General features: G+C 69.8%; 16 protein-coding genes and 6 pseudogenes. 8 read left to right on the forward strand and 14 right to left on the reverse strand.

Annotated features, from left to right (window positions below; genetic code table 11):
• Nucleotides 1-5: 5 nt before the first annotated feature.
• From AC069K_RS04160 to AC069K_RS04190, 7 genes and pseudogenes are all read right to left on the reverse strand, one after another.
• Nucleotides 6-1,172: a serine hydrolase domain-containing protein gene (locus tag AC069K_RS04160; RefSeq protein ID WP_478611934.1), complete on the reverse strand. Its 1,167-nt coding sequence runs from the start codon at nucleotides 1,170-1,172 to the stop codon at nucleotides 6-8.
• Between the two features lie 497 nt (nucleotides 1,173-1,669).
• Nucleotides 1,670-1,771 (reverse strand): annotated as a pseudogene (locus tag AC069K_RS04165) (cupin); the annotation flags it as partial.
• Nucleotides 1,771-1,878 (reverse strand): MerR family DNA-binding transcriptional regulator, encoded by a 108-nt coding sequence (locus AC069K_RS04170; protein WP_478611936.1) that lies wholly within the window; start codon nucleotides 1,876-1,878, stop codon nucleotides 1,771-1,773. The gene AC069K_RS04170 and the pseudogene AC069K_RS04165, both read right to left, overlap by 1 nt.
• Nucleotides 1,875-2,195 (reverse strand): hypothetical protein, encoded by a 321-nt coding sequence (locus AC069K_RS04175; protein ID WP_478611938.1) that lies wholly within the window; start codon nucleotides 2,193-2,195, stop codon nucleotides 1,875-1,877. The genes AC069K_RS04170 and AC069K_RS04175 overlap by 4 nt, the downstream gene beginning before the upstream one ends.
• Nucleotides 2,196-3,033: 838 nt before the next feature.
• On the reverse strand, nucleotides 3,034-3,924 hold the full coding sequence (locus tag AC069K_RS04180; protein ID WP_478611940.1) for a GNAT family N-acetyltransferase: 891 nt from the start codon (nucleotides 3,922-3,924) through the stop codon (nucleotides 3,034-3,036).
• 543 nt (nucleotides 3,925-4,467) lie between these two features.
• The gene (locus AC069K_RS04185; protein ID WP_478611942.1) at nucleotides 4,468-5,358 is read right to left on the reverse strand and encodes an MBL fold metallo-hydrolase; all 891 of its coding nucleotides are present in this window, start codon (nucleotides 5,356-5,358) and stop codon (nucleotides 4,468-4,470) included.
• Nucleotides 5,359-5,746: 388 nt separating this feature from the next.
• Nucleotides 5,747-5,981: pseudogene (locus tag AC069K_RS04190) on the reverse strand (transposase); the annotation flags it as partial.
• 793 nt (nucleotides 5,982-6,774) lie between these two features.
• On the opposite strand from AC069K_RS04190, the gene AC069K_RS04195 reads away from it, so the two are divergent.
• Both AC069K_RS04195 and AC069K_RS04200 read left to right on the forward strand, forming a co-directional pair.
• Nucleotides 6,775-6,972, forward strand: a complete 198-nt coding sequence (locus AC069K_RS04195; RefSeq protein WP_478611944.1) for a hypothetical protein — start codon at nucleotides 6,775-6,777, stop codon at nucleotides 6,970-6,972.
• A 154-nt stretch (nucleotides 6,973-7,126) separates the two neighbouring features.
• Nucleotides 7,127-7,648: an Imm21 family immunity protein gene (locus AC069K_RS04200; protein WP_478612027.1), complete on the forward strand. Its 522-nt coding sequence runs from the start codon at nucleotides 7,127-7,129 to the stop codon at nucleotides 7,646-7,648.
• A 23-nt stretch (nucleotides 7,649-7,671) separates the two neighbouring features.
• On the opposite strand, the pseudogene AC069K_RS04205 reads toward AC069K_RS04200, so the two are convergent.
• Together AC069K_RS04205 and AC069K_RS04210 are read right to left on the reverse strand one after the other, a co-directional pair.
• A pseudogene (locus AC069K_RS04205) lies at nucleotides 7,672-7,827 on the reverse strand (transposase); the annotation flags it as partial.
• A gap of 24 nt (nucleotides 7,828-7,851) precedes the next feature.
• On the reverse strand, nucleotides 7,852-8,280 hold the full coding sequence (locus tag AC069K_RS04210; protein WP_478611946.1) for a hypothetical protein: 429 nt from the start codon (nucleotides 8,278-8,280) through the stop codon (nucleotides 7,852-7,854).
• Nucleotides 8,281-8,453: 173 nt separating this feature from the next.
• Here AC069K_RS04210 and AC069K_RS04215 point away from each other — a divergent pair, with 173 nt between their 5' ends.
• Complete coding sequence (locus tag AC069K_RS04215; RefSeq protein ID WP_478611948.1) at nucleotides 8,454-9,899, forward strand: PP2C family protein-serine/threonine phosphatase; 1,446 nt, start codon at nucleotides 8,454-8,456, stop codon at nucleotides 9,897-9,899.
• Nucleotides 9,896-10,264 (forward strand): STAS domain-containing protein, encoded by a 369-nt coding sequence (locus tag AC069K_RS04220; RefSeq protein ID WP_365104874.1) that lies wholly within the window; start codon nucleotides 9,896-9,898, stop codon nucleotides 10,262-10,264. The genes AC069K_RS04215 and AC069K_RS04220 overlap by 4 nt, the downstream gene beginning before the upstream one ends.
• 191 nt (nucleotides 10,265-10,455) lie before the next feature.
• On the opposite strand, the pseudogene AC069K_RS04225 reads toward AC069K_RS04220, so the two are convergent.
• Nucleotides 10,456-10,539 (reverse strand): annotated as a pseudogene (locus tag AC069K_RS04225) (IS5/IS1182 family transposase); the annotation flags it as partial.
• A gap of 395 nt (nucleotides 10,540-10,934) precedes the next feature.
• Complete coding sequence (locus tag AC069K_RS04230) at nucleotides 10,935-11,915, reverse strand: trypsin-like serine protease (RefSeq protein WP_478611951.1); 981 nt, start codon at nucleotides 11,913-11,915, stop codon at nucleotides 10,935-10,937.
• Nucleotides 11,916-12,673: 758 nt separating this feature from the next.
• Here AC069K_RS04230 and AC069K_RS04235 point away from each other — a divergent pair.
• From AC069K_RS04235 to AC069K_RS04245, 3 genes are all read left to right on the forward strand, one after another.
• On the forward strand, nucleotides 12,674-16,045 hold the full coding sequence (locus AC069K_RS04235) for an ALF repeat-containing protein (protein ID WP_478611953.1): 3,372 nt from the start codon (nucleotides 12,674-12,676) through the stop codon (nucleotides 16,043-16,045).
• 166 nt (nucleotides 16,046-16,211) lie between these two features.
• Nucleotides 16,212-16,715: a hypothetical protein gene (locus tag AC069K_RS04240; protein WP_365104866.1), complete on the forward strand. Its 504-nt coding sequence runs from the start codon at nucleotides 16,212-16,214 to the stop codon at nucleotides 16,713-16,715.
• A 128-nt stretch (nucleotides 16,716-16,843) separates the two neighbouring features.
• Nucleotides 16,844-17,995, forward strand: a complete 1,152-nt coding sequence (locus AC069K_RS04245) for a trypsin-like serine protease (RefSeq protein ID WP_478611955.1) — start codon at nucleotides 16,844-16,846, stop codon at nucleotides 17,993-17,995.
• A 688-nt stretch (nucleotides 17,996-18,683) separates the two neighbouring features.
• Here the strand turns inward: AC069K_RS04245 and AC069K_RS04250 are convergent.
• Nucleotides 18,684-19,262, reverse strand: coding sequence for a TetR/AcrR family transcriptional regulator (locus tag AC069K_RS04250; RefSeq protein ID WP_478611957.1), 579 nt, complete (start codon nucleotides 19,260-19,262; stop codon nucleotides 18,684-18,686).
• 75 nt (nucleotides 19,263-19,337) lie between these two features.
• On the opposite strand from AC069K_RS04250, the gene AC069K_RS04255 reads away from it, so the two are divergent.
• The gene (locus AC069K_RS04255) at nucleotides 19,338-20,528 is read left to right on the forward strand and encodes an FAD-dependent oxidoreductase (RefSeq protein WP_478611959.1); all 1,191 of its coding nucleotides are present in this window, start codon (nucleotides 19,338-19,340) and stop codon (nucleotides 20,526-20,528) included.
• A gap of 286 nt (nucleotides 20,529-20,814) precedes the next feature.
• Here AC069K_RS04255 and AC069K_RS04260 read toward each other — a convergent pair.
• Nucleotides 20,815-21,136: pseudogene (locus tag AC069K_RS04260) on the reverse strand (amino acid transporter); the annotation flags it as partial.
• 99 nt (nucleotides 21,137-21,235) lie between these two features.
• A pseudogene (locus AC069K_RS04265) lies at nucleotides 21,236-22,170 on the reverse strand (NADP-dependent oxidoreductase); the annotation flags it as partial.
• Between the last annotated feature and the right edge of the window lie 16 nt (nucleotides 22,171-22,186).

Below are 22,186 nucleotides of genomic sequence, written 5' to 3' on the forward strand. Positions count from 1 at the left end.
TCACCTCAGTCGCAGAGAGCTGAGCTTCGCGCCTTCGTGAGTCCTTTGCTTCGTGGGACGGGGGGTTGACCTTTCAGGTCCGCTCCGAGGTCGTAGACGTTGGCTGCAAGAACGAGCTGCCGCTCACCGTCGGCGGTGGTGAGGGACACGCTGGTGAAGCCGGGCCCGCCACCGTCCGTCTCCCAGACGCTGATCAGCTTGGTGCCCGGTTCCGAGCCGCAGGCTACGTCCATGCGCTGCACACCGAGTCCGTACGCCGGTGCGTCGGGGAACTGCACCGTGGTCAGGAGTTCGCGCTGCTGGGCGGGGTGCAGCAGCTCGCCGGTGAAAAGGGCCCGGTGGAAGCGGGCCAGGTTGCTGACCGTGGAGATCATGGCGCCGGCGGTCCAGTCGTACGACGGGCTGAATCGCGTCACATCACGTCCCGTAAGGTCGTACCCGTGCAGATGAGGGCCGCGAATGGACGCGTCGGTCAGAGGGAAAGACGTGTCCTTCAGGCCGAGCGGTGCAAGAATCCGCCGATGGATCTCAAAAGGCGCGCTGTGATGGGTGGCTGCCTCGATCACCAGACCGGCGAGCAGGTAGTTGGTGTTGGAGTATGACCAGCTCGTGCCCGGCATGAACAGCGGCTTGTGCCGGACGGCGCGGGCGATCACCTCCCGTGGCCGGTATACGTGATCCCATTCGTGTCGTTCCAGGTAGGGCGCGAAGAACTCCGGCTCGGTGGTGGGGTCGTAGATGCCCGAGGTGTGGTTGAGCAGTTGCCGGATGGTGATGGACGCACCGGCATTGCCGTTGCCCTGGACCATGCCGGGCAGCCATTTCTCCACGCTGTCGCCAAGTGAGAGGCGCCCTTCGCCCTCCAGCTGCAGAAGCACCGTTGACACAAATGACTTGGTGTTACTGGCAATCCGGAACCGCTGGTCCGGCCGGGCTCGTTCGCCGCTCGCCGTATCCGCGAGCCCGGCCGCTGTCCGTGATGCGCGCTCTCCCCGCCTGACATACGCCACGACGCCTGGGAATCCGTCCGTGACCGTCTGCTCAAGGGCTTCCTGAAAGGCGGCGGGCGGCGAGACCGACGCCCGCTCCGCCGCGGTCACCGGGAAGATCCCTGAGACCGTCGCGGCGCAAATCCCCGCCAACAGGCCTGCAGCCCCTGCACGTACCTTCACCGATTGCTCCTGCCTTCTGTTGCCTGTGCCGTCCTGCCCTCAGCGTGCCGGGCCGCGCACCGCCCGCCCATCCAGCTGACGCCCGTATTGCAACGGGGGCTGCCCCCCTCCTCGCCGCTTGGCGTCCACCGCAGGCGAAGGGCATAGCTGATCGGCGTCGCGGTCGGGGTTGTCGTCTCGGTCGTTGTCGGCGAGCCAGGCGCTGACGGCCGTGTCCAGGGCGTTGTCGTCGGCCCCTGGCCCGGCGTGGATCGGGGACCGCGGCCAGATGGACCAGCAGCCCGGCGGCCTCGTCCGCAGTAGTGGGTGCACCGGCGGCGAGTTGATAAGGGCCAGCCGGGATGGGCGAGGATGTACACGCAAGCGCCCGGTGACCTGCAACTTCGAGTTGGACTCGGCTCATTGGAGCCCGGGCTCCCCGCTGGGTCCCGGGGACAAAGCAGCTGGGTGGCGAGGCTTGTGGCGGCCCGGCAGCGGGTCTGCCGGGCCACGTTCGGTCAACGGGTGGCGGTGCGCATTTCGAGGCGGGCGCCGTAGCGAAGGGCCATCGACATCAGGTCGCTGGGGGCGTCCAGTTCCAGGCGGTGCCAGCGAGATCTCACCGGTCCGGCTCGGCCAGCAGGCCTGGCCGCTCGTAGTAGCGCAGCGTCTGCACGTTCACCCCGGCCGCCTTGGCGACCTGCCCACTGCGCAGGCCCGAGCTCACCGCGACCCCTGCGAGGCAGCGGTCCGCGTGGCGAGGGCGTCCAGGACGGCCTCGTGCGCCGGGTCCACTGAGATGTCCAGAGCGATCAAGTCCCCGGTCGGGGTGATGGTGAAGGTGAAGAACGAGCAGCAGCCGCTCTCGCGCTCCACCAGATCACGGACCCGCTCCTCGACGCCCGGCTCGCCGGCCAGTTCCAGGCGCAGCCTGAGCGGCTCGGGCCGTAACAGCGAGCTCAGCTGCTCGGAGAACAGCGCGTCCCATTCTGCGACTGCAGAGGCCGCTCCTCGGTGGGCAGCGTGCAGGACTGCGGCACCCACGCCAGATCGCTCATCGCACTCACTCCCGTCATCACGTCCCGAGGGCGGGGACACCTCCGACGGTAAATCCGAACCTAGGTACAGGCTGCAAGTCCTGGGCGCGACGACATGTACGGCAGGGCTTCGTTCCGGCTCCTGAGGACCCGGTTCCTCAGTCGGGGTAACTGAAGCTCACCGAGCCCACGGGCCCCACCACTTTGGCGGCAGCGGGTCTGCCGGCGCTGACGTCGGCTGGTCAGGATGCAGACCGAGCCGCTGGAGAGCGTCAGCGCGGAAACGAACAACGATCGTGCCGTGCCAGTGGCCGTCCGAGCGGACACCACACATCAGGTCGATCCGGATCTCATCGTCGGTGAAGGGGTGCCAATCGATACCCCGGTCCCGCAGTCAAACCGCCGTCAGCCGACCCGGCCGGGGACAACCGGAAACGTTCTCGTAGCTGAAGAGAGTCACCCATTCGAAAGCCTGATCTTCCATGCTGACATCATGCCGCAGTCGCGAATCCGGCTGCTCGGACCTTCCTCATCACGGAACTGCGGGCAGGCCTGCGGTGGGTGGGGTTCCGGAGGGGTGCGCATACCGTGGTCGGGTCTGTGGTCGGGGTGGTGAAGGAGCTTCTGGAGGGCCAGGCATGCGACCCCCTAGGTACAGCACAGCAGAACGACGCGCAGCTCCGAATGGGGTTGCGGGGCTTGCCCCACCTGAACCACCCCTGTGGCGCGTTCTGCTAGGCGCTGTCCGGGACGCAGGGGTTGGATGCTGGGGCTGCTCGCGGCCACTGTCGGCACCGGCTACGCCGTCCACCGGCGCGTCGAACTGGGAGACGGGTCGGCGGGGGTCAGAGAAAGTGGCCGCTGGGAAGGTAGGGCACGGGGACTGGCATGCCACGGACGGCGATATAGCCTTCCTGGCCGATGTCGAGACGTGCGGCCAAACCGACATCAACTACCCACTCGTTGGGGGCGGTGATGCAGTTGACCAGGGTTGTTCCTCGTGACGAGGCCAGGGCCTCCCACAACAGTTTCTGTGCGGTCTGCGGGTGTGCGGCGGCCAGCAGTGACGCTCGACCCCTATTGTCGAGATAGGCGTATCCCGGCCTGGCCTTGTCCCTGCATACGATCAGTCGCAAGGTGTCGAGCATGTAGCTGTGGTCCGGGCCGTGGCCCGCCACACGCAGGTTCTGGTCCAACTGGTCCATCCACGCAATGTCGTCAGCCTGGCCCTCTCGGAGACCGTCGACCACAGGAAGCGTGGAGCGGTCCACGGTGCCGACCATCCGCATCTGCGGGTGGAGTGAGAAACCTGCCATCCGGTATCGCCGTGTGGCGCCGGGGTGGACGCTGGAGGAGAAGATGCCTGGGCGCCCGTCGGCATGGGCGAGGGCGGCGTCCAGCAGTCGCTTGCCGATGCCCTGTCCCTGATGACTGGGCAGCACTCCGTACGTGGCGAGATACCACAGACGGCCGCGGTTCTGTGAGAGGGCGAAGCCGACAACGCTGTTGCCGTTTGCTTTCTCGTCCACTGCGACCCAGCACCCTGCTGGGTCTACGCCCAGGTAGAAGCGCATCCGCTCGATCCACTGCTTTGAGGCGGCGGCCGACCGCGGAGCGGCCTCCGGATCGCTGACTCGTCTGGTGCTTCGCTCTGCCTCGAAGAACGTCACTGCTGAAGCCCGCTCTGCCGAGGGGAGGTCGTTCTCCTGCATCGGCCTAACCTGCACACGGTCCATCACTGCAGCGTAAGGATCAGCCGGGCCGGGACGCACTCGATTTTCCAGCTGGTGGAGTGCAGTACTCGCCCTCACGAAAGGCCCGCAGTCGGCTGCGGGAATGGGCGCCGATTGCCGTTGGGTGTGATGTATGTGCAGGGCGGCGGGCTGCCCGACTCCGAGAGGACCGTGCGGGAGCAGTGACGGCTCCAGGCCGTGTTGCGTTTCGAGGGCGGGCAGAAGAACGCGGAGATTGCCGCTGTTCTGCGGATCAGCGCGGGGGCGCAACGCCGTCCAGCGGCATCGTCTTCCAGTCCTACATGCCCGACCTGTACGTGTACGTCGACGACCGGATGACCGACAACCTCGGCCGCCCGTCGAACCACCGGATCAACGGCGGGACTGGGGCAACTTCTCCAACTTCCCCGTGACCGCCCCCTCGGGGAACGCCTACGGACTGTGCTCGGCGGGCGGCCGCGGCAACGGCGGCAACCGGTGGGTGGTCAACCTCCCAGCCCCGATCGTCGGCGATGGCCCGGGGACTCGTTCCTCGGTTTTGCAGGGTCAGGCGTGCAATCGCAAGGAGACCAGGTGCTCGGGGCGGATCAAACGGCTGCGCGGGGCGAGTGCGCGGACCTGGGCGGTGAGGGCGTCGAGGTCCATGGACGGGTCCTGGACGGCTGGGTCCGTCAACGGTGACTCGAAGGTGTCCCAGTGCACGGGGATGATCGTTCGCGGGTGTTCCAGCGTCTTCAGGATTCGGGGCACATACCGATAGGTGGCCCGGGCGGTGCTCTCTGTGGCGATCATCGCGACGTCGGGCCTGAGGCCGGCGAAGGTGTGCTCGATGAAGTCGCTGGCTCCCGTCAGTAGGGTCGAGGGGCCGTCGTCCAGGCGGACCTGGAAGGCCAGGGTGTCGCCCTCGGGCAGTTCACCAATGGTCTCCGGTGCCTTCGCGGGCGGCGCGGTCAGCGTGCCGGGCGCCCAGTAACGGTGCTTGGCGTTGCGGCTGTGCAGGCTCGCCACGACCTGGACAGTGCATCCGCCGAAGTCGAGGACTTCGCCGCCCTTGACCATGATCAGCTGCCCGGGGTCCACACCCATCGCCTGGAGTAGATAGCACGTGGTGGCCGTCCCCACGACGGGGGCTTTGGTGGTTTTGGCGATGTGGGGGACGTCGTTGACGTGGTCCCAGTGGCTGTGGCTGACCAGGATCAGGTCCGGTTCGCCAATGTGCCGGTCCACCACCTCGGTGGCCACGGTGAGCGGGGTCTTCGCGTCGAATCCATGGGTCAGGAACCGGGTGAGGTAGGGGTCGAACAGCACGGTCTTCCCGCTGCCCTCGATCCTCCAGCCGCTGTTCCCCAGCCAGGTGAACACCGTTCCCGCCCCGGCGCTCTGCTGCTGCGGCACGCTGTCGGCGGCCGCGGCCACCGCCGGTACGGCGCCTGTCACCGGGAGGAAGGCAGCCCCTGCCGCCGCCGTCCGCAGGAGGCCGCGTCGGCCTAATGTCTTGTCAGTCATGCCCCGGAGAACGGTCGTGCTGGCGTTCGGGTTCCCCGGCCTGCCCAGGCTCGCCGGAAGTCGGCGCCATAGGGTCGGCCGCATGACGCTACCCCCGGCTACCAGTGCCTTCGACGACGGTGGCGCAGTCGGAGGCGACCTTGGCCGCGCGTCTGGCGGAGCAGCGCCGTCTTCAGGCCGAGCACGCCGCCCGGGCGGGGGAGAAGACGCTGCTGTCGCAGGAGGCCGCCACCGCGGAGGTGAAGCGCGCACGCACCGCGCAAACGCTCGCGGAGGCGGAGCGCCTGAAGGCGGAGACGGAGACAGGAGGACCGTTCGGGCGGGTGCGCGACAGCGCGGCGAGCTCGTCGATGCCGCACGGGGCCAGATTGGCCAGGCTGTTCTTCAGATGCGCCCACAACCCCTCGGCCGGGTTGAGGTCGGGTGTGTAGGAGGGGAAGCGGAACACGGTCAGCCAGTTGCGGGCGGCGATGAGCTCGCGCATCACGACGCCGACATGATGGGTGCAGTTGTCCCAAACAGACCAGCACCATGGGGCCGCCGAGCTGCTGGTGGACCGGCGGCGGCGGTGTGCGCCCGCTGCACGGCCGCTGTCTACAGGCCCAGGGTCAGCAGGATCGTGGCTGTCGGTGGGACCAGTGCGGCCCATCCTGCCCAGCGCCTGGTCTGGTCAGGGCAGGGTGTCGCAGGGACAGCCGGAAGGCCACCATGAGCAGGGGAGTGGCAGTCCAAGACGCCCACCAGCAGGCGGTGACGAGCGCCACGGTCCGAGGGTGTGCCTCCGCTGCCATCTGGGCCAGACCCCCGAAGAGGAGAGCCATGGGGATGAGGGCCACCGCCAAGGTCGTGGCCCACGTCAACGCCTTCTCGACGGCAGGGGTCTCGGTGGCGCTGTCGGTCCTGCGGGCGGGGGTTGTCTCGGGCATGCGTACAGCTAATCGGCTTCTGTGCCGGACTGCCTGCGCGGGCATACTCAGGGTCGGCCGGTCCTCATACTCAAGATGCCACGGTTTCTCTGGTGCGTTGCGCGCGAATCTGCATCCCATGCCGGGCGTAGCTGGCGATGAGGCCGGGCCCGTCGAGCTTGCTTTGGCGCACTGCTCGCCGGGTTGCGCAGTCTCGCGTCCGTGTCCCGATCTCCCGCGCGGGGTGCAGCGGCAGGGGATGCCGATAGCTCCGGCGGCTACACGTTCCTCGCCTTGCAAGCCCAGAGCTATGATCCACTCCTGAACTGAACGCGTTCAAAACAGGGGTAGGTTGTGTCAGGGCACGACATCAGGGAAGCCACGGCGTATCGAAGTGCCCGGTCCGGCCTCAACTCCTGCGTCATGGAAGGGACGTGGCGCCGTGGGTGCCGGTCTTGGGCTGCTCCTTGTTCCCCTCGCCCTCTATTTCGTGCTGGCGCTGTCCCTCTGCCGCAAGCTGGCCGCCCGCGCCACTGCGGCGGTCACGTGGATGTTCACCACAGCGCTGCTCGTCCTGCCGGGCGGTCTTATCGTCGCTTGGTGGCTGACGGGGGTAATCGCGCAACCGAACGTCCCGTAACTGCTGCTTGCCAGAGGCGCTGCGCCTTTCCCTGTACTGAATTCCGAAGAGCGCGGGAGCGTTGTCAGTGGGCGAGGGCACACTGACGTGCATGATCACCTCTTCATCCACCGCAGACGATGCCTGCGACCTCTCCCTTGCCTGGGTTGAATCGATGGGCGGCCCTCTGATCGTCGTCCCCGTCTCCGCCCTGGCTTCCTGGGGCGGGTGTACGGAGAGTGGGCTTATGGCAGGAAACGCCACCGCTCCAGACGACTACGACCGGGCCTGCGCGGTGGACGATCTGGCCGGTGTGATCCCCATCGACGAGTGTGCGCAGGCGCTGGTGCTGGCGGACGAGCCGGCGACCAGCTGCTATCTGCCCCAGTACCGGGCGTTCCTGCGGTGGCGCGCCGCTGACTCCGAGGCTGGACTGAGAGCCGCGGCGGACACTGTCCTTGCAGACCCGGCCACGGTATGGGAGGAGTGCGGCACCTGGGTCTCGGACGGTCCGGCGGTGCTCATGGACTCCGCCGAAGCGGGTTCCGACCTGGGCGTCGAGTACCCCGATGGGGGGATGCCCGCTGAGGCGTCGGTTCCACTGCCCGCTGGCCGCTGGAGGGTCCGCGCCACGCAGACCAAGGTGAACGGGGGGAACTGGGTCGGCCTGGTCCAGCTCCTGCCCGCCGAATCCTGAACGGACAGTGCTTCGCCAGGGAGTCAGTCGTGGCGCCCGACGTTGTGCAGATGGGCGATGCTGAGCATCGCGTGGTGCACGCCATCGTTTTTGAGGCGGCAGTCGCGCAGGATCTTCCAGGTCTTCATCCGGGCGAAGGCACGCTCGACCCGAGCGCGGACCATGCGGTGAGGGGCGTTTGTTCGTGAAGTTCGGCTAGATGCTTACGCCGGTACGGGCGCCGGATCCGGGCGCAGGGCGGCGAGCGGCGAGCGTCGGCCCTTCTCCACCGTGGGCAGCTGCTCCCAGTCGGCCTCGAGGTGTTCGGCGGGCACCGCGTCGACGGACGCCGTGATGGAGAGCGCGATGCCGACGGCTCCGGCCCGGCTGGAGCCGCAGCGGACCTGGATCGACTGCGGGCGGGGAGCGGACCCACCCGAGCCGCACCATGTGGTCGAAGTCGGCACGTCGCACCCGGAGCGGGCGGCGGCCTGCTCGGGTCCGAGCGGGGTGTCGGCGGCGACCAGGTCTGCCAGGTCCTCGCGCCGGCAGACCTGGTCGCCCTGGCCGGGGGTGCAGCGTCGGCGGCCGGGTCCGCGCTCGGGCCGCCAGCGGGCTGCGGTCGACGAACGCCGGACCACGAAGGCCGTCACGCTCCGTCTTCCCGTGATCACTGCGCCGAATTGTGGCTGCTTCGCGAAGCTCGTTGCCGGGTCGGGTGCGCTGAGGTACTTCGGTACAGTGCTGGGGTGCTGACTGTCTGGTCGGTGCCTTCCTGGGGGGGATGAGCGAGACGAGGGTTATGCCGGAGCAAGCGAGTCCGCCTGTGATAGCACCGCGTGGGCTTGTGGCCGCGTCGGCCGAGGCGGCACGGTTGGCGGCGGTGCGCCGCTACGACATTCTCGATACCCCGCCGGACGGTGCCTACGACAGAGTCGCGGCGCTGGCGGCACGGTTGTTCGAGGTGCCGGTGGCGACGGTGACGATCGTGGACGAGGACCGGATCTGGTTCAAGGCCGCGCACGGACTGGAGGGTGTCAGCGAGATCGGCCGGGATCCGGGCCTGTGCGCCTCGGCGGTCCTGACGGATGACACCACTGTCATCCCCGACACCCTGCTGGACCCGGTCGCCTGTTCCAACCCGCTGGTCGCCGGCCCGATGGGGGTGCGGTTCTACGCGGCCGCTCCGATCATCACCGCCGACGGGTATCGGCTGGGCACGGTCAACGTCCTCGATACCCGCCCCCGCGAGATCAGCGAGGCGGATTCGGCCACGCTCGCGGACCTGGCGGCGGTCGTACGTGACCAGCTGGAGCTGCGGCTGTCGGCGTTGCACGTGGTGCGCGCCGAGCAGGAGCGCCGCAAGGTCGAGCAGGAGAAGCGCCTGGCGGAGGAAGAGGCCCGCCGGCGCGCGGAGCGGGACAAGGCGGCCATCGCCGCGTTCGCCTCCACCCTGCAGCGCACCCTGGTGCCTCCCGCGTTGCCCGCGATACCCGGGCTGGAGCTGGCCTGCCATTACAAGACCGCCTCCCCGCAGGAAGTGGGCGGTGACTTCTACGACGTCTTCCCCGTGGGCGGGGGCCAGTGGGCGTTCTTCCTGGGTGATGTGTGCGGCAAGGGCGCCGAAGCCGCCTCGATCACCTCACTGACCCGCTACACGCTGCGGGCCGCGGCTCTCGTCGACGCGGATCCCACGGCTGCGCTCAAAGCCCTGAACACGGCGCTGCTGCTGGATGCGGCGGTAGGGACGCGCTTTTGCACCGCCGTCTTCGGTCTGCTCGACCCGGCCCGGGACGGCGGTTTCACGGTCACGCTGGCCACCGGCGGCCATCCGCCCGCCTACCACCTGAGCCCCGTCGAGGAAGGCGGTGTACGGGTGGAGGCGGTCCGCGCCCAGGGCGGCATGCTGGTCGGCGCGTTCGCTGAAGCCGCCTTCGCCTCACGCACCCTGCACCTGGCACCCGGCGAGGGGCTGATGCTGTACACCGACGGGCTGACCGAGGCCCGCACCGCCGATGGCCGCATGCTCGCCGACACGGGCCTGACCGACTTCCTGGCCCGGCGGGCGGCGCCGATCAGTGCCGGCGCCCTGATCGACGACACCGTCGCGCTCCTGGACACCCTCCCCGACACCGAACGCGACGACGTGGCCCTGCTGGCTCTGTCCGTCCCCACCACCGATGCCGCTCCCGCCGGTATCACCACCACCGCCCACAGCGCCGCAGCCCCGACCGCCGACGTCTCCGTCGGGCAGGAGAACCCACGCCCATGACCGACGCATTCCACATCGACGTCCCGCACACCGACGGCGCGCTGGCCGTGATCGCCCTGTCCGGCGAGTTCGACATCGCCGCCGCACCCGCCGTACGGGCCCGCGCCCTGGAACTCATCGCGAACGGCCACCCTGACCTGGTCACTGACCTCTCAGGCGTCACCTTCTGCGACTCCTCGGGGCTGGGCGCCCTCGTCGGCATCTGGCGCTGTGCCAAGGACGCCGACGGCTCGCTGACCCTGGCAGCCATCCCCGACCGGCTGAGCCGCCTGCTCAGCGTCACCGGGATGGACACCTTCCTGCCCACCTTTGCCAGCGCCGACGCAGCGCTTGCCGCACGCCAAAGCAACCGCACCACCGCCTGAAACCCCTCGCCGGCCAGGGCGGCGCCAACAGCTGGCCGGCACTGCACAGCCCGGCCTTTCCTCCCGTAGGGCACGCACGGGGGCATGGCCGAGCGCGTCGCGACCAACGTACTGGTCGCGACGCGCGCTCATCCGCGCCGTCAGGCGCCACACAGTGGGCCGCGGCGTACAGACACCGGATGTTGCAAATACTGGTAGTCCTTCGACAGGCGGCGGCGCCGTCCCAGCCAGGCGAAGGTCCGCTCCGCCACCCCACGCCGCGGGGCCACTGCGAAGAGGGGCGCTGCCGGGGGCGCCCAGCCCTCGCGCCAGGTCGAGCGGAATCCACCGTCGCGGCGCTGCACGACCACGCCACCCTGGCCGAGCTGTGCGGTACACAGGGCGCGGTGACGCGGAGGGACAGTTGCCTCTCCTCGGCGGTTGCGAGCAGGTGGCCATGCCGGGGGCCGCGCGCATGGTCTCGGCTGACCGACCCGAAACGATCACCTCTGCCGGCACCAGGTCGACCGTCGGATCCATGCCGTTGACGTCGGACCCCGTCCTGACCCGTGGCGGTCGGTTCGCGAGCCGCCAGTGCAAGGTTCGCCATTTGCACCTGGCCAGAGGGGCGGGTCCTCGAAGCGGGGTGTCGAAGCCGTAGAGCGTGGTCTCCCTGGCTAGTGGTGGGCGGTTACGTGGTGCAGTCGTACCAGTCGCCCCATCCTTGACCACCGTAGGTGCGGCACCATGAGCGGTTGTCTCCGCCCAGGGACTGGAGCGTGGGGGTCTTGTCGATCCACCGCACGCCGTTCTGAAGGTCGTGACCGCCCATGCTGCCCCAGGGGGCGAATGTCCCGTCTCGTTGGTCTTGCCAGGATGTCCAGACTGCGTGGTCGGTTCCCAGGCCGGTGTACTCATGGCGTCCGTCGTTCCAGACGGCGTGGGTGTAGGTCGAGCCGCACAAGAAGACGCCTGTGTCTGCGCCGGGGAAGGTGTGGCTGCATCCGGTGGTGCCGTCGTAGGTGCCCGGGATGTGACCCGTTTCGATGTCCACCACGTGTTCGGTGGCCGCCTGGAGGAGTATGTGGCTGATCCATGGGGCTGCGTTGTCGATGCGGACGTCGACCGCGCTGGTGCGCGTCTCGGCCGGGTTGGTACCGAGACAGCCACCCTGCCAGGAAAGCGAGTTGATGGCCGCGAGCTCCACCCGGCCGTCCTTCACCCGGAGCGCCGGCCCGCCTGCGTCACCGCGGCATATCACCGCTCCGCCGGAGGAATTGAGGGGAACAGTGCCGGCGTCGACTGAGGCCACCGCGAACGCGCCGGAGTGCAGCTTGCCGGGTACCCAGTCCGTCTTCGTCCGCCCGAACCCCAGTGATGTCAGCTGCTCACCGGGCGTGGGGGCGCTGGTGGCGAGTTTGACCGGGTCCACGCCGGTGGCCGGCCAGGTGAGCTGCGCCATCATCAGGTCACGGTCCGCGTGGGGAACGAGGTTGGCGACCTCGATCACATCCCCGCCTGTTTGTGTCAGGTCGGTTCGGCCGACGGTGGCGGTGGTTCTGACCGCGGGCCTGCCTGCAGCGGCGGGCTTGCCGTCCACGGTGAAGCAGCTGGCGGCGGTCAGCAACCACTGCGGGGTCGACGAGTACACCCGAACAGGCCGACTTCTCACCCATGTTGAGCTTCACCGTGAAGGCGTAGGTGCTGGTGGAGACCTCGCCGCCCGAGAGCGCGGAGGAGGGAGGGGAGGTGAGGACCAGGGTACCCAGAGTGGCGAGCATCGCGGTCGCCCACGAGAAGTATGAACTCTTTCTGGACATCTCACTCCTTTCGGATGGCGGTCGGGGGGGTCAGGCTCAGCCCGTTGGTGTCGCTGCCGTCACCGTGGCGGGTCGGGTGAATTGGCCGCAAGGCCGTTCGGTATCTGAGCAGGTCAGCGGTGCGGGAGAGCGGACAATGCGCAATTGTCCGCTGACTTGGAGGGACAGCTGAGGCACTGACCCGTGGGAACGGGCCGGCTCGGGACCATGGGCAGGAGCCGCGCCGCCAGGTGGGTGTTGCTGCTGAGACGTAGGCCCGCGACCGCGGAACGCCACTGTTGTCCGTCGTGTTACGGGACTTGGCCTGCACGCCTTCGGCACACGGGTTGCGGACAATGTGTGCTCTCGTGAGGGTAGTTGCCGCCGGGCCATCAGTGGCTTTCGTCCCTCCCGTACTGCTCACCCTCCACCCCGGCGCTCGTACGACGGAACAGGCATTCGGCCCTGCCGGTGACCGCTGGTGGCGACGGCAGACGGCCTGGGCCGGCACGCCCGAGGAGCCGCAGCGCCGGGTCGCACCGCACGCAGGGGCCACCAAAACCATCATTGCGTCCGCTGATACGCCGTCACACGCAGGCGCCCCGGCGGGCACTGATCTCGAAGGGCCGCTATGGACACCATCTACTGGAGCCGGCGCCGCATGCTCGGGGCCCTCGCGGCCACCACGGCTGCCGCCGCGACTTCCAACCTCCTCTTCGCTCTCCCCTCCGCCCGAGCCGCCATCGCGTCGGAGGGCGACGAGGGTGACCCGCTCCAGCTTCCGGACACCGAGCGGGCCAAGGTCGTCAAGGCATGGCTGCTGGGCGGCAAAGCCGTTCGCGCATCCGCCGCGACGGCCCTCACCGGCACGGACGCCGATATACAGAACTTTTTGGCCGTCAGATACCCCGCCGACTCGGCCGCGGACAACCGTGCCTCCCTGATCAACTCCCTGACCGCGGCCGGCAAGGGAACCCGGCGTGAGGCCACTGCGGCGATCAACGGCGGGGACTCCGCCATCGCCGCTTTCCTCGGGGGCGGTTTCAAGGCGGCGCTCATGGAGGACCTGCGCGTGGCCACTGCCGTTGCCATGGCCAGCGGTGGAAGAGGGGTCAACCGAAGGGGGAACGCCGCGCTCAATGACGGCTCCCAGGCGGAGCTGGAGTCCTTCCTCCTCGATGGCCAGTTCACCTCCCGTCTGGAGGATATGAGGGTCGAGGTGTCGAAAATGCTGGTCCAGGCGGGCCCGGAGGTGCAGAAGTACGCGTCTCGGGCACTGTCCGGCAGCGGCGACGACGTCGAGTGGTTCCTGGAGACCGGTCAGCACATCGCGCGGGCCCGCGACCAGGAGGCCATGCGGATCCAGGAGCTCGTCGCGGTCGTCCAGCGCGAGGGCAGCCGGGCCGACGCGATGACGAAGCAGGCCGAGGACGCCTCGGCCCGTGCCGTGACAGCCGCGGCGCAGGCCAAGGAGGCGGCGCAGAACGCCGCCGCCGAGGCCCGGGCGGCTCAGGACGATGTGGCCAAGGCCGGCCGGGCGGCACGCAACGCGGCCACGGCCGCATCCGGCGCCGCGGACTCGGCCCGGGTGGCCACCAGAGCCTCCCAGGCCGCCGTGCAGGCCTCGCGCCGTGCCTCGTACGCGGCCGCGGCGGCCGGCCAGGCGGCTGCCAACGCGGGGGCCGCCGCCGCACAGGCGTACAACGCGGCCTCCAAGGCCGCCAAGGACGCCTCCCAAGCCCAGGCGGCCAAGGATGCCGCTGTGGTCGCCCGTAACGCCGCAGCACAGGCCCGCACCGCCGGGGATGCCGCGGACAACGCCGCGAGGGCGGCAGCCCAGTCCGCCACCGCGGCCGCGTCCGCAGCCGGTGCGGGGCGCGAGGCGTCCGCCGCCGCTCAGGCCGCCGCCGACGCAGCCACTGCCTCGGGCGCCGCCCAGTCCGAAGCGGCGCTCGCCCAGCGCGAAGCGCGGATCGCGAGCACCAACGCCCAGATCGCCACCAACGCCGCCGACACCGCCCAGCGGCTCGCGAACACCTCCTCCCAGGCTGCGCGTACCGCCCGGGACGCCGCCTACGGTGCGGCCGCCCATGCCGAGAAGGCGGCGGCCGCGGCCGACTGGGCCGTGCAGTACGCCGGCCAGGCGGTCGACTACGCGAACAAGTCGACCGAATTCGCCAACGAGGCCAGCAAGGCCGCCGACACCGCCACCAGTGCTGTGGCCCAGGCCGTCGCCGTGGAGCAGGCCGCGCGCGAGGCCGAGTGGGAACGCCTGGACCAGGACACCAAGCAGGCAATGGAGGAGATGCGCCTGCTCGCGCAGGTCGAGCAGCGCGACCGGGCCGCCTACGCCGAGAAGCGCACGCAGGCCCAGCAGGCCGAACAGGCGACGAAAGACCTCGTCGCCCAGGCCGAGTCGGCGCTGAGCACCGGCGACCCGCGGCTGGCCGCCACCGCGGGTCGCAAGGCGGCCATGGCCGTCATGGACACCTCCCGCGGCACCTGGTCACGCGAGGCGGCACGGTTCGCCCTGGCCGGGGCGGACGAGGACATCCACATCTGGATCGACACCGATCGCCGACTCGCCCAGCACCAGGACGACCAGGAGACCGTCCTCCACCTCGCGCGGACCTGTTCGGCGGACGTGGCGACGGCCGCTTGCACGGCGCTGACGAGCACCGACCCGCAGGCCACGACGCAGTTCCTGACCGCGGGCGCCATCGCGGCGGCAGCGATGGACTACCGCGTCACCATCGCCCGCATCCTGGCCGCCGAACCCGGACGGGCCGTGACCAAGGCGGCGAACGAAGCGCTGGACAGCGGGACCGCCGCGGCACTGTACGGGTTCTTCAGCACGTCGTTCCAGAAGGCGCAGCAGGAAGACGACGCGGTCGCCACGGCCACCCTCCTCAGCACCGCGGGCCCCTACACCAAGGCCGTTGCGCAGGCGGCGATGGAGGGACCGGCGTGGGTGCGCCGCAACTTCGTCGCCACGATCCAGCACACGGCGGCGCAGCTCGACTTCGACTCGGCCAGTCACATCGCCGCGATGCAGGGCGCGATCTTCGCGGCCGCGAAGATCGCGCACAAGGCGCAGGAAGACGCCGCCCGTGCCCAGCAGGCCGCCGCTGTCGCACGTGAGGCGGCCGCCGAGGCCGTCGAATGGGCGAACAGGGCGCAGAACTGGGCCGCGCAGGCCGCGACCTCCGCCCGGCAGGCGAACTCGTACGCGGACGCGGCCGAGAAGTCCGCCAGAGACGCCCAGGCATCGGCCGCCAAGGCGAGCCAGGCCGGTGCCACGGCCCGCGCCGCCGCGCGGTCCGCGAACCACAGCGCCAACCGCGCCGTGGAGTCGGCCCGCACTGCCCTGACGTCCGCCACCCGTGCCCAGGCATCGGCCGCCTTCGCCTACGGCACTGCCCTGAACGCCGGTGACAGCGCCAAGGAGGCGGCGGAGGCCGCGAGTCAGGCTCACAAGATCGCGAAGGTGAAGCGGGTAGAGGAAGTCCTCGCCACGGCGCTCAAGGCGGCCGAGGAAGCCAAGGCGGCCCGGGACGCCGGCCGCAACCCCGCTGACACGCCGGGCAATGACAGCGTCCAGGGCGGCGTTCCCTGGTGGCAGCAGTCGGCACGGGACCTGGCGCACGACGCGGAGTTGCTCAGTATCTTCTCCGGTCTCGCCGGCAGCGGTTTGACCATCGCCGGTGCGGCGACCCTCCCGGAGGGCGGCGTGGGCCTCGTCCTGGAGGGGCTGGCTATGGAGGCGAATCTCGCCGCCATGGACTTCACCGTGCTCAACGCGCTGCTCACCGGCATCGGTTACGGCTGGACGAGCAGCGAGTTCCAGCATGCGTTGGGCAGCGCCGCCCTGCACGTCGTGACCTTCGGGCAGGTCCAACTGATCAAGAAACTGGGCGGGGGCAAGGTCTTCACGGCGGTCACGGGCGGCCTGCACGAGGCCGTCTCGCCGATCACCGGACTTCTGCACCATCTGGGCTTCTAGCCACTGCGCCGCAAGACGCGGCGGCCGACGTCCCGGACCTGCCCGGCATCGGGAAACGGCTGCTCCACCGTACGCAAGCGCTCCGCAGAAGACCGCACAGCGACCTCCGCGAGTCCTCTCGCGGATCGGCTACGGCAACTCTCCCCGACCACAGACGAGGACCGTGATGAACGCACGTCGAACCATCATCCGTACGCTGGCTGCGACCATGGGTTCCGGCATCCTGGCCGCGCTGGCGATCACCGGCGGTACCACGCACAACGGCACCGCCATGACGGCCGTCGCGGACGAAGGCCCTGGCTATGCCGTCGAGGACTTCAGCTATCCCAACGCTGACAAGATCCTCGCCGAGCAGCACATCACCCTCAAGCACGGCAACGGCCACATCCTGCTCGCCGACTGCGCGAACGGCACCGACCTGCTGGAAGTCTGGTCCCGTATCAACAGCAAAATCTGCTTCAGCATCACCGGCAGCAACGGCTACCTCACGCTGGAAATCCCCGCCGTCTTCGTCATCAAGGGCAACACCTACAGTACGGAGGTCGACATGACCACCGGCACCGAGGAAAAGTCCTTCACGGTCAACAAGAACACCTGGACCCCGGTCGGCGAGAGCGGCGACCCGCAGGGACGCGATTTCACGCTCATGGAAATCAGAGCCAGCAAGTAAGACCGGCGCGCTCCCAGCCGCGCCGGCAAAGAACTCCCCTGGAACCCGTCGGCTTCAGCGGCCGACCCACGCTCAGGAGTACGCGAGGCCAGGCCCGCGTATTCCTGCCCGCCTTCGAAGGATCTCGTATGCCTGCTCTGCGTCCGCGCGCCGCGCGGATCTCCGGCCTGCTGGCCACCTCGGCCCTACTGTCGACGGCCCTGATCACCGCCAACCCCGCCGCCGCCGTCTCCGGCCCCGAGCCGACCCCCGGCGCACACCCCTACACCGTCCGGCTCAACTTCGGCAACGAGGCCACCTCTCGTGCCTGCACCGGCACCCTGGTCGACCGCTTCTGGGTCCTGACCGCCGCGAGCTGCCTCGCCACCACCCAGGGAAGCTCGGTCTCGGCCGGCAGGCCCGCCCTCGCGACCACAGCCACGCTCAGCGACGGCACAACGGTCGAGGTCAGCGAGGTCGCGCCGCGCACCGACCGGGATGCCGCCCTGCTACGCCTCGCCGGCCCGGTCACCGGGATCGCACCCGCGCCCCTCGCCGGCGCGGCCCCGGCAGCCGGCGCCGAGCTGCAAGCGCTCGGCTTCGGGCGGACGAGGAGCGAGTGGGTCCCGGACAAGCTCCACACCGGTGCCTTCACCCTCGACTCCGCCGCCTCCACCACCCTCGCCGTCACCGGCAAGGGCGCCGCCGCGATCTGCAAGGGCGACACCGGCGGCCCGCTCCTCAATGCGTCCGGCCAGATCGTCGCGGTCAACTCCCGCTCCTGGCAGGGCGGCTGCCTCGGAATCCCGGGAACCGAGACCCGTACGGGGGCGATCTCCGCTCGCACCGACGACCTCGCCACCTGGTTGCAGGAGGTCCGATTCACCACCGCGTCCCTCCAGAACACCCTGAGCAACCTCTGCGCGTTCGTAGGCTGGCGCACCCCCGACAACGGCGCCCCGGCCCAGCAGGCCGACTGCAACCCGCGGTACGCCGACCAGGTCTGGAAACTGGAGCCGGTGCAGGGCGGCTACCAGATCCGCAACCACTACAACAACCGCTGCCTCGTGGTCTCCTGGCGCACGCCCGAGGACGGCGCGCCCGTCACGCAGTACGGCTGCCACCCCGAGTTCGCCGACCAGGTCTGGAAGCTGGAGGCGGTCACCGGCGGTGGCTACTCCATCCGCAACTCACTGAGCAACAAGTGCATGTACGTCTCGTGGCGCACCCCGGGGGTGGGCGCACCCCTGGCCCAGGTCGGCTGCGACACCCGGTACATCGACCAGGTCTGGAAGATCTGAACGGCGTGCACTGGGCAGGGAGCCTCCATCGGTGACCTTGCCGACCCGCGAGAACCGGCACTGGTGCTCGAAGAGAACCCGCCCCATTACGTAGGACCCAGTCGCGCGTTCGTGCTGACGGCCCGCCCTCCTTGGGTGGGTCGTCAGCTCTGGAGGGCAGCGACGAGGAACGCGTCGGCTCGCCGCCGATGACGTGCACGCGCCGCGCGACCCCGTCAGCGTCTGTCCACACCTCGCTGCCGGGCCGTCGTCGGCGGGCTGCCCCAAAATGTCGGTGAGGGAGGCAGTGCTCCAGGTGGCGACTTGAGGTGTGTCGGCACCGTGGGGACATCATCCAGGCTTGTGGACCTGAGACCGGAGTCGCCGCCCCCGCCCGTGAGCCGGCAACGGCTGGCTGAGTGAGTGAGGAGATCGACCCCCCCGCGTGGCGGTGCCGCTTGTGGAACTGATGGACCAGGGCGGACTGACCACACGCGTGGACCCGGCACGCCGGCGGTGCACATGAACCGGCCGGGGGTCTGAGGCAAGAAGGCCGGATCGATGACCGCCATCGCGGTCCGCCGCCTCGCCCGTGGCCGGCGGCACCCCGAACCGGCCCGCGATCACTTCCTCGCCATCAGGCGTGCGGTTGGCGTGCGGCCAGGGACTCTCCCCTCACGCGAGGAGCGAACCTGCCCCACTGCACCGTTCAGTCCAAGGCCGCGTCCACCATGCGGCGGGTGGCGGCTGTCAGCTCGTCCAGGTCCGGGGTCGGCCGGGACCGGGCGAGGGCGCCGACGAGGCGGTCGTAGAGGAGGCCGTCGGTCCAGGCGACCAGGAGCTCTGCGGACTCCTCGGGTCGATCCGCTCCCAGGTCGCCGAGAATCGCGGCGACCCGGGCCCGTGCGCCAAGGCCCGCCTGGTGGAACTCAGTCTCCAGTTCAGGGTGACGGGCCGCCTCCAGGCTCAGCTCGAAGCGGGCCAGTTGCCGGGCGCGCCCTGTGGTCAGCCAGCGGTGCAGCAGCGCGGCGAGCGCTGCCGCCACAGCATCCCGGTCCGGCAGCGGTGCGGGGCCTTTGCCGTCGAAGTCGTCGAGGTCCAGTGCGGCGAGCCGCTGGTAGCAGGCGCCGATCAGCGCCGTCCTCGTACGGAAGTAGTACGAGGTGCTGCCCGGGGGCAGCTGCGCCGCGGTGTCGACTGCCCGGTGGGTCAGCCCGCGCAGGCCCGCGGCAGCCACGAGAGCAATCGCGGTGTCGGCGATCAAGGTTCTGCGAGCAGGGGTGGACATGCCCTCACTCTACAGCTGTAGAGTAAGGGCAATGCCTCTACAGATGTAGAGAACATGAAGGGGGAGGGATGTGCCATGTCGAAAGCTCTGCGTCTGCGTCATGCCGTCGTGGTAGGTGCGGGGATTGGCGGACTGACGGCGGCGATGGCCTTGCACCGGCACGGCTGGCGGGTCACTGTGTGCGAACGGGCGCCCGGACCGTCTGCGGCCGGTGCCGGCATCGTCCTCGCCCCCAACGCGCTGCGCGCCCTCGACGCCGTCGGCTTCGATGCCGCCGGCGTCGCCGGCCACGCTGTTCCGGCCGCGATGGGTCTGCGGCGCCCCGGCGGAGACTGGCTGAACCGCGCTGATACGGCCGCGATGGAGTTCCGGTACGGACGGCCTCCGCTCGCCGTGTACCGCCCGGCTCTCGCGGCCGGTCTGACCGCCGAGCTACCCGAAGACACCATCCAGTACGGCACCGCCGTCACCGCCGTCGACCACGCCCACGGCAGCCCGGTCCTCCACACCCCGGCCGGAGACCTCACCGCCGACGTCGTGATCGCCGCCGACGGCATCCGCAGCGTCCTCCGCCGCCAGCACTTCCCCGACCACCCGGGCTTGCGCTACAGCGGGGAGACCGCCTGGCGCACCGTACTGCCCGCCGACGCCCTGCCGGATCTGGTCGCCGCCGAGACCTGGGGCCGCGGCGAGCGTTTCGGCGTGGTCCCGCTTGCGGACGGCCGGATCTACGTCTACGCCACCGCTGTCGTACCGGAGGGGTACAAGCCGCCCGACCTGCGCGCCGAACTCCTGCACCGCTACGGCACCTGGCATGCCCCGATCCCGGCGCTGCTGGAGCGGATCGTCCCGTCGGCCGTGCTCCAACACGACCTGTACGACCTGGCCGTCCCGCTTCCCTGCTACCACCAGGGCCGACTCGTCTGGCTCGGCGACGCAGCCCACGCCATGACCCCCAACCTCGGCCAGGGAGGCTGCCAGGCCATCGAGGACGCCGTCGTGCTCGCGCACCTGCTGGACGGCGACGACATACCGGCTGCCCTGGCCGCCTACAGCCAAGCGCGCCACGCGCGTACCGACGCCATCCGCATCCGCGCCCGCCGCGCCGGCCGTATCGCCGCCCTCACCCACCCCCTCGCGGTCGCCGCACGCGACCTCGCCGTCCGCGCCACTCCGGCCCGCGTCACACAACGGGCCCTGGACGACCTCTTCAGCGGCTTCAGCCTTCCGGCTGCGACGGCAACACCTGGCCGCGCCCAGCGGTGAGAGCTTGAGGGTCGGCTTCCTGACCGTCACCTGAAGAGTTACGTTTTGCGGTCGCCAGTCCTTCGATCACCGCTTGGGTGGTGCGTGAAGGGGCGGGCTGCCGCGCATCGGGCACGCGGCCAGGGTCGTCATACACGTCGCACGCCAGGTGCGGTCATCGCTCGGGTTCTGTGTCTCGTTCCGTGGTGCGCCGCCACCGGAATCGGAGGGACGCGGTCGTGGCGCGAGCGGGGCGACCGCACGACCCCCCGTTCTGCCGGGGCCCGCTCGGGCCGGCTCCGGTGTAGCCCACCTGGACGCGGGGGCGGCGGTCGCGGTCCGGCTCCGCCTCCCGCAGGACCTCACGGGTGACGGGCGCGACCTCGCCCTGGCCGAGGAGGAAGAAGCGGAGGAAGTTGGCGAAGGGGTTGCCCTCGGCCCACTTGACGTAGACGTGCGGGCGGACGCCGGTGAGGTCACGGGCGTGGAGGAGCAGGGCGGCCAGCGCGTTGGGGACGGAGGAGGACTCCACGGTCAGAATCCGATAGCGATCGTGCAGGACTTCCCCCTTGGACTGTCAGCCCGGCCTCGAACTCGGACGGGTCGGTGACGGTGACCTCGATGACGACGGAGCGCGACGATCCCGGCAACCGCCGATGGGCCCTCTTCGACCGCGCGCGGTAGGGCTTTTCGGCGGTGTGGACCGTGCCGGCCCTCAGGCCGTCGCAAATGACGACCTTGCCGGCCTTGGCGCGGCCCTTCTCGGCATACTCCATGGCTTCGCGCGTCTGCGTGAAGGGGAAGACACGGTCGACGACGGGGCGGATTGCTCCGGCGTCGACGAGCCGGGTGAGTTCGTGCAGTTGGTCGCCGCCGGCCTTCATGAACAAGAAGGAGTAGGTCACGCGACGGCGCTTGGCGTGGCGTCGGATCTTGATGCTCAGCGCGTTCATCACCTGCCGCAGGACCGTGTTCGCACCGAGCTCGCGGGCGAAGTCCGCATCAGGCGGCCCGGCGATGCTCATGACCTTTCCGCCTGGCTTGAGGACCCGAAGCGACTTCTCCAGGGTCTTGCCGCCGAGGGTGTCCAGGACGACGTCGTAGCCGTCCAGAAGCTCCTCGAAGTCCTGGGCGCGGTAGTCGATGACGACGTCTGCGCCCAGTTCCTTGACGAGGTCGGCGTTGGCCGCGCTCGGGTGGTCGCCACATGTGCGCCCAGGTGCCGGGCAAGTTGGAAGGCGACGGTGCCCACACCGCCGGAGCCCGCGTGGATCAGCACCTTCTGGCCCGGCTGGACCTGTGCCCTCTCGACCAGCGCCTGCCATGAGGTGAGGGCCACCAGGGGAAGGGAGGCGGCCTCCGCCATGGTGAGCGTGGCCGGCTTGTGAGCCAGGTCGTTCTGGTGGACGACGATGAGGTCGGCGAAGGTGCCGATGCGGTCCTTGTCGGGCCGGGCGTAGACCTCGTCGCCCACCGCGGACCGGGTGACGGCCGAGCCGACCCGGACCACCACTCCGGCGAGGTCGTTGCCCAGCGCGAGCGGAAAACGGTACGGCAGGATCAGCTTGAAGTCGCGGTCTCGGATCTTGAAGTCCAGCGGGTTGACGCTCGCCGCATGGATCTGGACCAGCACGTCGTCGGCGCCCGGCTCCGGATCGGGCATCTCGGCGGCGCGCACC

The sequence above is a fragment of the Streptomyces sp. NPDC043908 genome, from assembly GCF_056435525.1.